Source organism: Roseateles agri, assembly GCF_034043675.1.
Lineage (GTDB): Bacteria > Pseudomonadota > Gammaproteobacteria > Burkholderiales > Burkholderiaceae_C > KK5.
The window spans coordinates 210,390-224,627 of record NZ_JAXCLA010000012.1 but is presented as its reverse complement, the minus strand read 5'-3'; the positions used below and the strand labels follow the sequence as shown (position 1 = coordinate 224,627).

Annotated in this window: 17 protein-coding genes; 1 reads left to right on the top strand and 16 read right to left on the bottom strand. The window is 69.3% G+C overall.

Annotated elements, in window-relative coordinates:
* Position 1: 1 nt before the first annotated feature.
* Genes SNE35_RS30980 through SNE35_RS30970 form a run of 3 tightly spaced genes read right to left on the bottom strand, consistent with a single transcriptional unit; the run spans position 2 to position 2,066 of the window.
* The gene (locus SNE35_RS30980; protein WP_320426933.1) at positions 2 to 649 is read right to left on the bottom strand and encodes a DUF4194 domain-containing protein; all 648 of its coding nucleotides are present in this window, start codon (positions 647 to 649) and stop codon (positions 2 to 4) included.
* Positions 646 to 1,113, bottom strand: a complete 468-nt coding sequence (locus SNE35_RS30975) for a hypothetical protein (protein WP_320426932.1) — start codon at positions 1,111 to 1,113, stop codon at positions 646 to 648. Before SNE35_RS30975 ends, SNE35_RS30980 begins: the two co-directional genes overlap by 4 nt.
* Positions 1,104 to 2,066: a Wadjet anti-phage system protein JetA family protein gene (locus tag SNE35_RS30970; RefSeq protein WP_320426931.1), complete on the bottom strand. Its 963-nt coding sequence runs from the start codon at positions 2,064 to 2,066 to the stop codon at positions 1,104 to 1,106. Before SNE35_RS30970 ends, SNE35_RS30975 begins: the two co-directional genes overlap by 10 nt.
* 281 nt (positions 2,067 to 2,347) lie before the next feature.
* Here SNE35_RS30970 and SNE35_RS30965 point away from each other — a divergent pair, with 281 nt between their 5' ends.
* Positions 2,348 to 2,617, top strand: a complete 270-nt coding sequence (locus SNE35_RS30965; protein WP_320426930.1) for a helix-turn-helix domain-containing protein — start codon at positions 2,348 to 2,350, stop codon at positions 2,615 to 2,617.
* On the opposite strand, the gene SNE35_RS30960 is transcribed toward SNE35_RS30965, so the two are convergent.
* The 13 genes from SNE35_RS30960 to SNE35_RS30900 form a co-directional block, all read right to left on the bottom strand.
* On the bottom strand, positions 2,604 to 2,789 hold the full coding sequence (locus SNE35_RS30960) for a PQQ-dependent sugar dehydrogenase (protein WP_320426947.1): 186 nt from the start codon (positions 2,787 to 2,789) through the stop codon (positions 2,604 to 2,606). The two genes, SNE35_RS30965 and SNE35_RS30960, sit on opposite strands and share 14 nt — an antisense overlap.
* 106 nt (positions 2,790 to 2,895) lie before the next feature.
* Entirely contained in the window at positions 2,896 to 4,245 is a 1,350-nt protein-coding gene (locus tag SNE35_RS30955; RefSeq protein ID WP_320426929.1) for a type II toxin-antitoxin system HipA family toxin, read from the bottom strand.
* 4 nt (positions 4,246 to 4,249) lie between these two features.
* A complete protein-coding gene (locus SNE35_RS30950; RefSeq protein ID WP_320426928.1) occupies positions 4,250 to 4,501 on the bottom strand; it encodes a helix-turn-helix domain-containing protein in 252 nt (83 codons plus the stop codon).
* Positions 4,502 to 4,656: 155 nt separating this feature from the next.
* On the bottom strand, positions 4,657 to 6,723 hold the full coding sequence (locus SNE35_RS30945; RefSeq protein ID WP_320426927.1) for an amidohydrolase family protein: 2,067 nt from the start codon (positions 6,721 to 6,723) through the stop codon (positions 4,657 to 4,659).
* A 118-nt stretch (positions 6,724 to 6,841) separates the two neighbouring features.
* On the bottom strand, positions 6,842 to 7,429 hold the full coding sequence (locus SNE35_RS30940) for a hypothetical protein (protein ID WP_320426926.1): 588 nt from the start codon (positions 7,427 to 7,429) through the stop codon (positions 6,842 to 6,844).
* A 134-nt stretch (positions 7,430 to 7,563) separates the two neighbouring features.
* A complete protein-coding gene (locus SNE35_RS30935) occupies positions 7,564 to 8,283 on the bottom strand; it encodes a Crp/Fnr family transcriptional regulator (protein WP_320426925.1) in 720 nt (239 codons plus the stop codon).
* A 4-nt stretch (positions 8,284 to 8,287) separates the two neighbouring features.
* Positions 8,288 to 8,656, bottom strand: coding sequence for a hypothetical protein (locus SNE35_RS30930; RefSeq protein ID WP_320426924.1), 369 nt, complete (start codon positions 8,654 to 8,656; stop codon positions 8,288 to 8,290).
* Between the two features lie 128 nt (positions 8,657 to 8,784).
* A complete protein-coding gene (locus SNE35_RS30925; protein WP_320426923.1) occupies positions 8,785 to 10,080 on the bottom strand; it encodes an MSMEG_0569 family flavin-dependent oxidoreductase in 1,296 nt (431 codons plus the stop codon).
* 13 nt (positions 10,081 to 10,093) lie between these two features.
* Positions 10,094 to 10,384: an MSMEG_0570 family nitrogen starvation response protein gene (locus tag SNE35_RS30920; protein ID WP_320426922.1), complete on the bottom strand. Its 291-nt coding sequence runs from the start codon at positions 10,382 to 10,384 to the stop codon at positions 10,094 to 10,096.
* Positions 10,385 to 10,404: 20 nt separating this feature from the next.
* A complete protein-coding gene (locus SNE35_RS30915) occupies positions 10,405 to 11,565 on the bottom strand; it encodes an MSMEG_0565 family glycosyltransferase (RefSeq protein WP_320426921.1) in 1,161 nt (386 codons plus the stop codon).
* The gene (locus tag SNE35_RS30910; protein ID WP_320426920.1) at positions 11,562 to 12,557 is read right to left on the bottom strand and encodes a sll0787 family AIR synthase-like protein; all 996 of its coding nucleotides are present in this window, start codon (positions 12,555 to 12,557) and stop codon (positions 11,562 to 11,564) included. Before SNE35_RS30910 ends, SNE35_RS30915 begins: the two co-directional genes overlap by 4 nt.
* Positions 12,554 to 13,117, bottom strand: a complete 564-nt coding sequence (locus SNE35_RS30905) for an MSMEG_0567/Sll0786 family nitrogen starvation N-acetyltransferase (protein WP_320426919.1) — start codon at positions 13,115 to 13,117, stop codon at positions 12,554 to 12,556. The genes SNE35_RS30910 and SNE35_RS30905 overlap by 4 nt, the downstream gene beginning before the upstream one ends.
* Entirely contained in the window at positions 13,117 to 14,193 is a 1,077-nt protein-coding gene (locus tag SNE35_RS30900; RefSeq protein ID WP_320426946.1) for an MSMEG_0568 family radical SAM protein, read from the bottom strand. The genes SNE35_RS30905 and SNE35_RS30900 overlap by 1 nt, the downstream gene beginning before the upstream one ends.
* Positions 14,194 to 14,238 lie beyond the last annotated feature (45 nt).

Sequence of the window (14,238 nt, the reverse complement as noted above, 5' to 3'; positions counted from 1 at the left end):
CTCAGCTCCTTGCCTGCATCGATTGCCGCACTTCCAGCAGCGCCTCGTCGCTGACGAAGGAGAGGATGGGCCGCAGCACGCCCAGCAGCATTTCCATCTGGCCGAAGCCGGCGTCCGCCTCACGGAACCGCACCAGGCGATGCTTGCGCAATTCGCGCAGCAGCTGGATGCGCTCGGCCGCCGAGGCCGGCAGCGTCGTGCCGAGCAGCGTGACCAGGGTCTGCGACAGTTCCTCCAGGCTGATTGCCAGCTCCTGATTGACCAGTTCGCGCTTGCCGGTCAGCCCCTCGGTGTAGAGGAAGCGCAGGCCCAGTGCCGCGGCGACCACATCCTTCGACAGGCGCGCACGCAGTCTCTTGACGCCATCTTCGTCCTCCTGGTCGTCGCCCGGTGGATAGAGCCGCATCAGGTTGGCATCGACGTCATGCGTCAGCGTGAAACCGAGCACGTCGAACCATTCGCGCAGCAGTTCTTCGGCAAGCGTGGCATCGTCGTAGAGTGCCTGCTCCGGCTTGGAATACTCGCGCCAGACGATGCCTGCGGCCAGCAGGCGATTGCAGATCTCGGCAAAGCGGCGGCGCGAGACGTTGCCGGCGGTACGGTCGGCGAGTCGGGTCTCGAGCAGCGCGTGGAAGGTCTCGGTCGTCATTGCTTCGGCAGGCGGCGAAGCTCGTAATCATCGGCGATGAAGCTCTCTGTCTCGAAGCGCTCCTGCAGCTTGCGCACCCGCCACCGCTCGCGCCCCTGGGTCGAACGCGCCGCACCGACGGCATGCAGGCTGGTCAGCACTTCGTCCGCCCGCCGCGCCGCGAGATCGGACAGGCGCAAGGACACGGCGCCTACCAAACCGAGTTGCCGCAACACACCCTCCTCGCTGATGACAAAGGCCTCGGCCTCGGCACGGCGCAGCGCCGCCTCGAGCCGGCTGTCAGCCCGGACCCGCCACTCGGTCTCGTCGCCGTCGACCTGCTGGCGCTCGCGCTGTGTCCAGCGCAGGCTGCCTGCCGGCAGCAGGCGGAGTTCCGCCGTGCCCAGCCGCCGGCCCAGCAGTTCCAGCCATGCGTCCTTGCCCGCGGCGTCGGCGGCCTTGATGCCGGCCAGCGTCAGGCCCATCGGCGATTCGGCGCCGTAGTCCAGCGAGGGCGCAGCAGGCTGGTGAAGCGGCGCACGTAGTTGTGCATCTCGCTGCGCAGCATCGGCAGCTTCAGCTCGCAGGCCGCATCGATCAGCGCCTCCACCCGCTGGCACAGCCACAAGGTGGCGCTGCGCCCGTTCTCGAGCATCGGCTCCAGCCAGTCGGCGCGCTGAAGTAGCGCAGCGTCGGTTCGCTCGCGCTGCTCGGCCGGCCAGGCACGGATTTGATCCAGCAGTTCGATGATCTGTCCGCGATGGCGGTCCACGGAATCGGCCACCAGGCGCACCGACATCTCCTTGCCGAAACGGCGCTCAAGGAAATCATTGAACTCGTCCCATGCCAGCTTCTGCGTCAGCGCCTCGCGGGTAAGGCTCTGCATCAGTGCGCGGAAGTATTCGATGTCGTCCTGCAGGTCCTGCACGACCCTGCTGGCGTAGTCGTGCGCATCCAGCAGTTCATCCTCGTCATGCTCGTCCAGGAAAGCCAAAAGCGCCTTGCGGGCTGAACGCATATTGCGCTGGCGGGTCTTGTGGCGGGCGTTGTCCAGTTCGGCGAAAGTTTCGGCGAAGGCCTTGCCGGCACGGGTCAGCTTCAGCACCGGCTGCAGGTCGATCGGATCCTTGTAGTCCTCCAGCCAGCCGTGCTCCTTCAGCGCGCGCAGCAGGTTCAGCGCATAGCCGCGCTCGGCATCGGCATTCACGGCCTGAGCGGCCGAGAGCGCGCCCTCACGGTAGGCGGGCTGGGCGATCACGCCCAGGCAGATCTCAAGCACCAGGTCCTTCGTCAGCGCCTGCGCGTAGTCAGCCTCCGGGCCATGCACGCGCTCATGCAGTCCACGCAGGACGGCGGCGCAGGCCTCCCGATCCGCCCAGGTCAAGGGACGGAAGAAATGTTCGGAAGTGCCGTGGAAGAAGATGACCGATGCGGACATGTACGTCCTCCCCCATTTCATGCGGCCTGCCGGATCGGCCTGCGTCCGGCGGCGCTTGTTCCGATTATCACGACCAAGATGTTGCCGCCCCCTGGGTGAGACCCGCATCGCTGCCCGAGCCAAACGATTCCAGGGGATCATGTGCCCCTCTGATTCCGCTCGTGGCACCTCTTCGCTAAATTGCTGTCAGCGCTCGCGCGCCGAAGCAACTAATTCAACGCCTTACGGGCGGCCTTCACGCCAGTCATCGCGGCCGGCGTTTTCCATGAAAGAACTGCTTGATGGCCCAAGGTAAGAGAGTCTCAGTCGAGATCGGCGAGGACGCCCTCCAGTCCATCAAAGACATGGGCGCCGCCGCCAAGCGAGCGCGCACGGAAGCCGGTGAAGGTCAGGCGGCCGCGGCTGCGAGGCTGGGTGTGCATGTGCAGACCATCGGCCGGATCGAGGCCGGCGAGCCCGGCGTCGCCGTCGGACATGTCATGGGACTGCTGGCCTTGTACGGCGTCTCGGTAAGCCTGGCGAGCGGAAGCGGCGACCTCACTTCGGCGTGAGGCGATAGAGCCCGCCCGGCGCGGCATCCTCGAGCAAGCAGAGCGCCCCATCGGGCGCCTGTTCGACATCCCGGACCCGGAAGCTCAGGTTCCAGCGCTCCGCAGGCTTGGTGCTTGCGCCCTTGATGACGATCCGGTTCAGCGACAGGCTCGCCAGGACACCAGCGGCCAGCCAGCAGCGTAAGGACCATCGTTCGATTCATCCGAAATTCCTTTTCATTGGGTGTCGCTGAGCAGGGCAATGGGCGGACCTCGACGAGGTCGAGTTCAACTCATCATCAACTTTCGAGTCTCCGTGCTGCGTCTCGCAGCCCTTCGAGGATGGTGCTGGCGACCTGTTCCGGGAAGCCCGCCGGCATTCGGGCGCCGACCGCATCGATGACTTGAGGTGTGCGCATGACGATGTCATCGATCAGGAACTGCACCTTTTGGCCGTCTTCGGTCAGGATGCCGTGACGGGCTCCCAGTGCCATCCAGTGTCGGCGCAGGACGTCGCGCATCTTCCAGTGCGCGTTCTTCGAACGTACCGCCATGGCCATCTTGGCCTTGAACGGGGAGATCTTCGACGGCCCTTCGCCCAGCACCGGATAGGCGGAAAGCACGTCGTACAGCGGCGTCAGTTGATAGCGCCCTTCGGGCCGGATGAAGACGCTGAAGTTCTTGGCGTGGCCGTCGGTGGCGCAGAGCATCCAGAAGAGCAGCTGCGCCTGGAAGAAATTGCGGCGGTCCTGCTCGCGCGTGATCGAGCCGCCGAGCACGTCGAGGATGCGATCCATGCCGGGGCCGCCATCTGCCTCGTACTTGGCTTCGGGCGAGGTGCCCGTGGCCTGGCACATGTCCTCCTGTGGCAAGCGGATCAGGCGGCGCTCGCCGGACGGCGTCGTCCACCAGTTGCGATCAAAGCGCTCGACCACCAGGGCCTTGATGTCCTCGAACTGCGTGGGCTGGCAGGCGGCGACGGGGAGGCCGAACTCCTTCAGGATCTGGGCACACAGCCACTCGTTCTCGATCGAGTCGCGCATGTCGATCTTCATGCCGCCGATGAGGCCCAGCGGCAGCTTGAAGATGTGCGTGGTGGGGGTGTGCCCTCGGGGGAGGCACCACTGGCCGTCCTGTAGCAGCAGGGCAGTTTTCTCCTGGGCGCCGGCGATCGATATGCGGAACTCGTCATCGTCGAATCCCCAGCCCATCGCGTTCGGGGTCGTCGCGCCGCGCAGGACCTGGGCGATCTGTGCCTCGCTCAAGGGTGCTGCCTGCGGCGCTGCGGTGCCGGAGGAGTCGGCGCCATCGGGCAGGATCTCCAGCGCTCCGACACAGTCCCGACCGATCTCGGCGAGCAGTTCGAACGCACCGGTCGATCCGGTGTTGAAGCGGCGCGCCAGTCGGTCGCGGATCTCCGTGCTGTCGGGCAGCAAGTTCTCGAAGTAGGCGCGGACCTTGTGGCCGCGATGCGGCGCATTGCCCGGCGTGAAAGGCAGCGATAGCGACAGGGGGCGCCCTTGCTCGGACCGAGTCCAGGCCAGGTCGTAGTGGAGCGTGTCGGGCGAATGGGGCGCCAGGCTCCAGGTGCCGACGTAGGCACCGTTCATCCAGAGGCCCAGCGTGCGCGTGTGGGACAGGCGGCCCATCGGCTTACCAGATGGGTTTGTCAGACGAGGCGGCCGGGCCTGGTTTGCCAAGCGCCAATTCGATGCCCAGGATGTTCAGCAGCTTCAGCAGCCTTGCCGTGCCCACCTTGTCCGCGTTGCGCTCCATCGCGGAATAGGTCTGCTGCGAGACGCCCAGGCGCAGGGCGACCTCGCTCTGGGTAAGGCCGGCCTCTTTGCGGAAGGCTTGGAGCAAAGGGGGGAGTTGTTCCGCAGTGCGGACGGGGAACTGAGTCATACGGGCTTCAAGCTGTATTTTTTGACTACAGCTTTTGGTGTGTATTTTGTTTATACACGCTATAAGCTGTAAATTCAAAAAACAGGGTTTGAGCTGTGTCTTTTGCCGCAACTGTAGGCCAGTCGACCACCGCGGCGGCGGCCCGCAAGACCGATTTATTCCGCCGCTTCGTAGGCCGGTCGACGGCTGATGCCCACCGCGGCGCGCAGTTGGTCTGCGTCAAGCAGCTTGCCGTCGGTCATCACCGTGCGAACGTGCCGCAGGTCTCCGACGACGCGCGACGGATCGCCGTCGACCAGCGCGAGATCGGCATCCATGCCGACGGCAATCCGACCCGTGTGACCATCGACGCCCATCATGCGTGCGGGCACCAGCGTGGCCGAGGCAAGCGCCTCGGCGGGCGTGAAGCCGGCCATGACGTAGAGCTCAAGCTCGCGCACCAGTTCGAGCCCGGAGCCATCGGTGCCCGCCACGATGGGGACGCCGGCGCGGTGCAGCCGCCCGACCAGTTCGACAAGCTTGCCGAAGCTCGCGCGGAAATCCGCCCGGGTGGCATCGCCCTCCGGCTTGAAGCCGCCCTGGCGGAAGCCCCGTTCGACCGCGGGTGGCAGCGTTCCGACATACGGCGAATAGGACGGTGAAAGGTCGCCGTTCTCCGGCACCAGCAGCGTCTCCACCACGACCAGCGTCGGATCCACCGCAATCCTGCGCTCCGCCATCGCGGCGATCAGCGACTTCAACGGCTCGGCGTCGAGATCCATGTCCTTGGCATGCAGTCCGATCCCCTGGAAGCGCTGGATCCCGTTGGAACGCGCAACCACATCGTCGGGCATGGCCTGCATCGCCACGAAGTAGATGTGCGTGATCTCGTCGTAGCCCGCGTCTATCGCCTCCCGGGTCCGCATGCCGGCGGGCAGATGCCCGTGCACATGCAGGCCGAGCCGATGCGCCTCCGTCGCCGTTGCCGCCACCCAGGCGGGGTCGAAGGTCCCGTAGAGCTTCACGCCCGTCTGTCCGTCCGCCTTCGCCTGGCGCACGGCCTGCAGCGCCTCGTCCTGCGAGGTGACGACGACGGCCACCTGTGCCGAGTTCGGCCCCTTGCCGTCGATCAGCGTCGACGCGTAGACATGCGGAAACAGCAGCTTGCCGGCGGCCTGGCGCTCGCGTCGCGCCCGGGTGAGCGCCATGACGTTGCCAGGATCGCGGACCGAGGTGACGCCGAGCGCCAGTTCCGAGGGACCGGTGAAGTCGTCCGACACGTGCATGTGGCTGTCCCACAGACCCGGCACGAGCGTCTTGCCGGCACCGGCAAATCTCTTCGCGCCGGCAGGCACGCGAACTTCGGACGCCGGCCCGACGGCCACGATCTTGCCGTGATCGACAAGGACCGTCTGGTGCTCGGCGAAGTGCGATCCGTCAACGAAGGCTCGTACATCGACAAAGGCGACCGGCGTCGTGGCCCGCCGCGCGAGCTTGCGCGCGAGGATCGGCGAGCGCGCAGCAAGCGCCACGTCCTGCGCATGCTCCAGCGCCGGCTGATCCGCCTCGTAGCCCACACGGATGGTCGTCAGCCCGCCGATCCAGGCGAAGACCTTGCCCCGGGCATCGGTCCACACCGGATAGGGCGTGCCCGCGATGCCGACCACCGCCCAGGCCGTCACGGACTGGCGGGCGGAGCCCTGGCCGACCGTCAAGGTCGTGAGCCTTTCGGCGTGCCCCTTGCCGCCCGGCAGCAGCGCGACATCACGGCCCGCAGCCGCGACCAGGCGCTCGGTCAGCAGATCGTTCGCCAGCGGAGTCCACCCGGCGGGCACGTAGAAGGCCGGGCCGGCGTAGGGTGCCGTCCCCGCGTCGATCGGTGACTTCCAGGTGGCGATGCCGTCAGCGATGTCGAACTGCTCGCCGACATCACCCGAGGGGCTGGAGCCGCGCAGGCTGTAGCCCGTCATCACACCGTTCGGGCCGAGGGTCGTCGTTTCATCCTGGTCCCAGACCTGGCCGCGAAGATTCAGGCTCATCCGCCCTTTCAGGGCGCCACCGGGCACGGTCCACTTCCAGACGTCCCCATGCTTGCCGGCGATCGACATGATGCTGAAGTGCTGGGCGTCCGGCGGCGGCGCGGAGAGCTCCGCCGAGGTCGGCTGGGCGCAGGTCAGAACCGGAGCGAGCGCCGTCGCCACCGACAGGACAGCGACTTTGACCAGACCGTCAAGAACACGCATCGTCGTTCTCCCCAATGCATCAGGTGCTGCAGCGTCAGACACCTGAGTATGGTTTCGATGCGGACAGTTCCAGCGCTGGCCCGTCCTCCGAAGAAAGGAGGAAGCACCTGCCACGGCTCTACTCGCAGACCAGGATCGTCCCCGTCTTCGTGCCCGCCGTCGCAGACAAGGTCGTCTGCCCGGCCGACCGGTGAATGAGGCGGCGGCGTACGCTGCCGTCGGGCATGCGCTCCTGCTTGAGGCACAGCGTGTCGTCCAGACCCATCGCGATCTTTTCCTCGAAGGTGGGCTTCGGTGTGTTGCTGCGCGGGTCGCTGGTGGCGAGGTTGGCCAGTGCGCCGCGCATGACCTCGCGGCTGGGCTTGAGGCTCAGGCCCGTCGGAGCCGATGCTGCGGGGCCGGGCGCGGCGATGGCGCGGCCGTCGAGGCCGACGCGGCCTTGCGCGGCCGGCCACGCTTCCACGGCGGTCGCCGGTGATGGCGCAGGCTGCTGCACCTCGATGGCAGGCATCGGCAGCGGTGCGGGCAAGGCCACTGCCAGGCTGCTGCGCGCCGCCTCCGCGGGACGCGCGGGCTTGGCCGGCGGCGGCACGGCGCGCGGTTCGATCAGGCGCATCGTCGTCAGCAGCACCTGCGCGTTGACGTGGCGAGCCGGCGTTCGCAACTGCCACGCGACCAGCACGATCGCGCCATGAATCAGCACCACAGCCGACAGACCGAGTGCACGTCTTGAACTCCTTGCACCCCGGGTCGACATCACCCGCGCATGCTAGAGAGTCCTTTCGTGTCGCGGGCTTCGCCAGCGTCAGGGTCGGTAAAGACGATGAAACATCAGCCGCTTCATTCGGCCAGCGCCAGCCGCGCCAGCGTCTCGTCGCAGCCTTCGATGGTGGCGATGCAATCGAGACCGCGAGACCGCAGTTCCGGCACCAATCGGAACCATGCAGCCGAGCCGGTGAGGGTCACGGAAGTCCGCGAGGTCTGGACCCATCCGAGTTCGGCCAGTCGGCCGAGATAGATCCACACCTGGCGTCGGGACAGTCCCGCGAACTCGGCCAGTTCTCCCTGCTTGACCGGGAGCGACAGCGCGGAGGCGCTGCGCGTGAACGGATCGCGCGGGTGAAGCGCTCGCGCCAGCACGCCGAGGACACCCATCAGGCGCTGCAGCCCGTCGCCCGCCAGGCGGATTGCAATCTGCTCCTGAATGCGATCGGCCGTGTCGTGCACCAGGGCCTCGCAATCGCGCCAATCGCTCTTGTCGATCAGGGCCTTGGGCACGTGCAGCAGGGTCGTCTCCACCAGCGTCGAGACGTCGTACCGGGAGACGCGAGCCCCCACCGGCGACAACGCCCCGATCACGTCGCCGCGCCACAGCACCGCAGTGGGAATCGAGGTCTCCTGGCCGATCCTCGATGAGAGCACGACGGCCCCGGCGTGGATCATGATCCAGTCGGCCTCGGACGCTGCGCTCAGGTCCAGGGTCTCGCCGCGCTCGTGCCGGCGCAGCACGCCCTTGCTGGCGAACTGCTCCAGGGGCGCCGATGGCCACGTCGCAATCAAACGATCAGCCCTGCCCCAGGGTTGCCGCCGCGCCCGCGGCGGAGATCGCCTTGTGCAAGGCATCACCCAATCGCTCGCCGCCGACGGCGAGGGCTTCGCCCACGCTCTCCGAGGCCGCGGCCCCGATCTGGCCCAGGCCTTGCGCGGCCAGCTCCGCGCCGGCCCCGACCTTCTCGATGCCGCCGGCCATCTTCAGCCCCTCGGGGCTGAAGCTCGCGTGCACGCCCGAGGCATGCGAGGCCGCGGCGGTCGACGACGAAGCCTTTGTCCGGCCCGCCGCACTCGCGTGCTGACCCACGTGCTGCAGATGCGCATGCGAGCCGTGCGCCTCCTTCTTCGCAGCCTCGCTGCCGGATGGTCCCTGTATCTGCATGGTTCGCTCTATTGCTGTCGTGTACTCATTTTTTCGACGACAGCAACATCAAAACCCCAGATCAGGGTGCTTTCACGGTTCCAGTTCCGCCTCTGGGTGACATGCATCACCCAGCGGAGGCCGCACCCTCAGATGCAGGACGCCAGTTCCATCGTCGGCACCGGCGCCTTCAGGCTCGCCGCGATGCGCTCCGCAACGTAGGCCGCATCGCGTCCGACACCGGAGAAGCGGCCCGAGCCCCAGGTGTGCAGCCAGGGCAGGCCGAGCACGTAAAGCCCCGGCACCGCGGTCACGCCGCGGCGGTGGGCCGGGTGACCTCGGCCGTTGAAGATCGGCGCGTCCAGCCAGCCGAAGTCCGGCGTGAAGCCGATGCACCAGATCACCGCGGCGATGCCGGAGCCGGCCAGCGCCAGCGTCTCGCGCTCGGCCGCCGGCTCCCACAGCGGCTCGTAGGGCGCGGGTGCCGGTGGCGCGACGATGCCGCGCTCGGCGATGTAGCGGTCGATCGATGCGTTGATGCCGTTGTAGGTGCGGTCGGCGCTGTCCAGCACCTCGCGCAGGCGGGGTGCGAAGCGCAAGGTGCCGTCAGCATCGAGTGCCTGCAGCGCGCCGTAAAGCTGCATGCCTTCGCGGGCGAAGCGGCGCAGGTCGATGTCGCGGCCACCGTCGCGGCCGGTCACGTAGTGGTTGGTGTTGTCGCGCACGCCCTCGCGCAGCGGGTGCTGGTCGACCGGCATCTCGTAGTAGCCCATGTCGGCCAGCCAGTCGACCACGTCTCGCCCGCGGTGGAAGCGCGCGCAGCGCGGCGCATCGCCGATGGCCAGCAGCACCTCGCGGCCGGCCAGGTGCAGGTCCTCGGCGATCTGCGCGCCGCTCTGCCCCGCGCCGACGACCAGCACCTTGCCCGGCGGCAGTTGCGCCGGGTTGCGGTACTGCGCCGAATGCAGCTGCACGATATCGACCGGCAGCCGCTCGGCCAGGCGCGGCACGATCGGCTGGTGATAGCCGCCGGAGGCGACGACCAGTTGCTCGGCCGTGCACTCCGCGCCATCGCCGGTGCGAAGCAGGAAGCCGTCGCCGCCCGGCAGCGGCTTGGCCAGTTGCACCGAGACGCCTTCGCGCAGCCGCGCGCCGGTCTTGGTCTTGAAGCCGCGCAGGTAGGCCAGGATCTCGTCCTTCTTCATGAAGCCGTGCGGATCGTCGCCGGCATACGGGTGGCCCGGCAGCGCGCACTGCCAGTTGGGCGTGACGAGGCAGAAGCTGTCCCAGCGCTGCGTCTCCCAGACGTGCATCGCGCGGTGCTTCTCGAACACGACGTGCTCGTCGATGCCGCGCGCACGCAGGTGGTGGCTGATCGACAGGCCGGCCTGGCCGCCGCCGACGATGGCGACGCGATGGTGGGGCAGCGATGCGGTGGCGCTCATGGTCGTGTTCCTTTCAGGCGGGCTCGAAGCCGAGCACGGTCACCCGCGCTTCGGGGAGGGTGGAGAACAGCGCAGCGCGGGCTTCGGTCGCGACCAGTTGGTCGTTCGCCCGCGAGCAGAGGAAGCCGTACTTGGCCTGCACCCGTTCATTGGCCACCTCGGTGGCGGCGCGCACGCGGCGCAGGAATTCGGCCAGCGCGTAGTCGGCGCCGGCGCTGAGCTGGTCCTGGATCGCCAGCGAGGGGGAATAGCAGTGGCTCTCGCTGGCGTCGGGCCAGCGGATGCGGTAGTGGATGGCGGGCATGGAGAGGGTGTCCTTTCGGTTCAGTGGATGAGGGCGCGGCGGTACCAGTCCTCGTGCAGCCGCGCACTGCGATCCCAGCCGTGGTCGATGCAGACGCGCGGCATGGCAGTCGGACGGGGCAGGCCCAGCGCCTCGCGCAGGCCGGCGGCGATCGAGCCGACGTCTTCCGGCTCGCACCAGGCGACGGTCGGCTCGTCGGCCAGGTGTTCGGTGAACGGCGGCCGGCGCGAGACCAGCACCGGCGTGCCGCAGGCCAGCGCCTCCAGCGCGACGAGTCCGAAGCCCTCGACCAGCGAAGGCATCGCCAGCACCGCGGCGCGGCGCATCAGCGCCGGCAAAGCTTCGTCGGGCAGCGGCCCCGTGCGCAGCACCGGGCGGCCTGGGCCTTCATCGAGGCCCAGCGACTGCAGCGCTTCGTCCCAGGCGCGGCGGGCGGCTCCGTGGTCCAGCATGCTGGCGCCGCCGGCGATGACGAGGGTCGACGCGCGCCAAGCGGGGTCCTCGCGCCGCAACTGCGCGAAGGCCTGCAGCAGCCGCACGGTGTTCTTGCGTGCCTCGACGCCGCCGACCAACAGGCACACCGGCCCGCCGTCGGGCGCCAGGCCCAATGCGGCCAAGCGCTCGTCGTCGCCCGGCACCGGCTGCGGCCCATAACGCCGAAGATCGACGCCATTGAACATGCGCTCCACCGGCACGCCGCCGGCCTGCGCGCGCAGCCGCGCCAGCCAGTCGTCGCTGACGCAGGCGATGCCGTCGGCCCGGCGCCAGGCACGGTCCTGCCAGGCGTTCAACACCGGCTGCTCGAAGACGTCCAGATGATGGATCGTGCGCAGCCAGGGCAGCGCCAGCCGGCCCTGCTCGCGCAAGCTCGCCAGCGCATTGCCGCCGAGGCTGTCCTGCGTGTGCGCGATGTCGAAATCGCCGTCGGCCAGCAGCGAAGGCAAGGCCTCGGTGAGGCAGTCGATGCGCTGGCGCACCTGGGTGACGAGCTCGGCCGCGAGTGCGGGCAGGCGGATCACGGCAAGCGTGTGGCGCACCGCGCGAAAGGGCTGCTCGCCCGGCTCGGCCGCAGCGATCACGGTCACCGCGTGGCCGCGCGCAGCGAGCGCGTCGGCCAGCTCCAGCGTGTGGATGACGCCGCCGCGCGGGCGCAGCGAGTGGGTCAGCAGCGCGATCTTCATGCGGCGGTCCGAGTCGGCAGCCCGGCCGGGCGGGCGCCGATGAACGGGGCCTCGGCCAGGTCCCACAGCAGCGCCTCCTCGCCGTCCAGCGCGACGCGCAGCCGCGTGCCGGGCTCGACGCCGCCGATGTCGGCGCAGGCAAGGCCGCGCGCCGCGAAGCGCGCCTGCACATCGGCCACGCAGGCGGGCGCCACGCTCAGCACGAAGCCATAGCTCGGGAAAGCGCAGAGCCAGCGCAGCCATGCGGCGCCCTCGGGCCGCGGCAGTTGCGTGAGGTCCACGCGCGCGCCCACGCCCGAGCATTCGAGCAGCATCAGCAGGCTGCCCAGCACGCCGGCCATGCTGATGTCCTTGCCGGCACGCACGAGCCCGGCCTCGGCCAGCTCGGGCAGCAGCGCCAGGTCGCCGCGCAGGCGTGCCGCATCGGCCACGTCGGTCGAGGCGTTCCAGAACGGATGTTCGCCCTGCCAGCGGCCGCGCAGATCCACGGCGGCCAGCAGCCGCTCGCCGGGCCGCGCATCGAAGCTGCTGATCAGGCGCTTCGCGTGGCCCAGCACGGCCACGGCCAGTTGCCCGTCCTTGGCCCGCAGATTCGTGTGGCCGCCGAGCAGCGGCACGCCGTAGCGCTCGGCCGCGGCGCGCATGCCGGCCAGCAGTTCGCCGGCCTGTTGCTCGTCGCGCGCCCACAGCGCATCGACGACGCCCGTGGCCCGGCCGCCCATCGCGGCGATGTCGCTCAGGTTGACCATCACCGCGCTGTAGCCGGCGAACCAGGGCAGCGCCGCGACGAAGTCCGGCACCAGGCCTTCGATGGCCAGCAGCTGGTAGCCGAGGCCCGCGGGCAGCGGCAGCACCGCGCAGTCGTCGCCGTTGGGCACGCCGGCCGGCGCGGCATCGTCCAGCGCCGGCAGCACGGCGGCGATGTCGCGCTTGTGCGCGAAGCCGCGGCTCGCACGCAGCGCATCCACCAGGGCCTGCAGCGGGGTGCTCATCCGCGACCTCCGTCGGCGATCACGTAGCCCGCGTAGGGCGTGCGGCAGGGCGGATAGTGGGCAAGGTCAGCCTGCATCAGGGCGTGCGGCCGGCCGTGCAGTTCCATCTCGTCGCGCACGGCCCAGTGCAGGCGCTGGAACAGCTCTACGTTCTGCGCCTGCACATGAGCCAGAAAGGTCTCGCAGCCGAGCGCGTGGGCGCTGCTGACAGCCAGCCGGATCAGCGTGCTGCCCAGGCCGCGGTGCGTGCGCCAGTCTTCGCGCACCGCCAGGCGCGAGCCCCACCAGAGGCCCGGTGCCGCCGCATGGATGCGCACGGTGCCGATCGCCTCGTCGGCCTCGCCGGCCAGGCAGGAGAGCGCGACCAGGCTGTGCGCGCCGGCGTCGATCTCGTCGGCATCGTCGACGCCGCCGAACAGGCCTTGCTCACGGCAGAACACCTGCCGCCGCAGCGCATGCGCCTGGCGCTGCATCCACGGGTCGCTGGCCCACTGCACGCGGAACTGGCGCGGGCGGTAGTCGGGCTGCAGCTCGCACAACGGGGCGGTTGTCGTCAGCATCACGCGGCCTCCTCGTAGCGCGACAAGGTCGAGCAGGCGGCGCAGCGGCCACAGCCGGCCTTGATGTCGGTGGCCCGCAGGCCCGCAGCGGCGGTGCGGCGGCCCAGCGGCTCCAGCACGCTGCGCATGAACTCGGCCGACGGGGCGGGATGGTCCTCCAGCGGCGTGCCGCTGATCGGCACGAAAGGCACGACGAAGGGGTAGACGCCCAGCGCCAGCAGGCGCTCGCTGGCGGCCAGCAGTTCCACGGCGCTGTCGCCCAGGCCGGCCAGCAGGTAGGTGCTGACCTGGCCGCGGCCGAACACCGCCACGGCCGCCTCGAAGGCCTCCCAGTAGCGCGCCATCGGCACCTCGGACTTGCCCGGCAGCAGCTGCCGGCGCAGGTCCTCGCCGACCACCTCGATGTGCATGCCCAGCGTGTCCACGCCGGCGTCCTTCAGGCGCTGGAACCAGGCATCGGTGTCGGGCGGCTCACACTGGGCCTGGATCGGCAGGTCCACGGCCGCGCGCACGGCCGCGGCGCTCTCGCACAGCAGCGCGGCGCCGCGGTCCGGCGTGGGCGGCGTGCCGGTGGTCATCACCATGTGGCGCACGCCGTCCAGCTCGACGGCAGCCTTCGCCACCTCGGCCAGCTGCGCCGGCGTCTTGCGGGCGATCGTGCGGCCCGCCGCCAGCGACTGGCCGATCGCGCAGAAGCGGCAGGCTTTGCGCCGGCTTTCGTAGCGGATGCAGGTCTGCAGCACGGTGGTGGCCAGCACGTCCGCCCCGTGCAGGGTGGCGATCTGCGAGTAGGGAATGCCGTCTGCCGTCGCGCGCCCGTAGAAGCGCGGCTGCCGCGGGAAGGCGATGCTGGCGATCGGGATGCTGCCCTTGCGCAGCAGGCTGCGGCCGTCGGGGCCGGGCGCCTCGGCCACGAAGGGCGAGGCGAAGGCACTGCCGGTGTGGACGGGCACCATCACCGTCACGCCATCGACGGTGACGGCCTTGTGGTCCGAGGGCCCGGCGCCGCCGCGGCGGCTCGGCGCGCCGGCGCTCGGGTCCAGCAGGCGCAGGCCTTGCGACTGCAGCTCGGTCATCAGTGCGCGAGCGTCCACGCTGGCGGCGACACCGGAAACGGCATG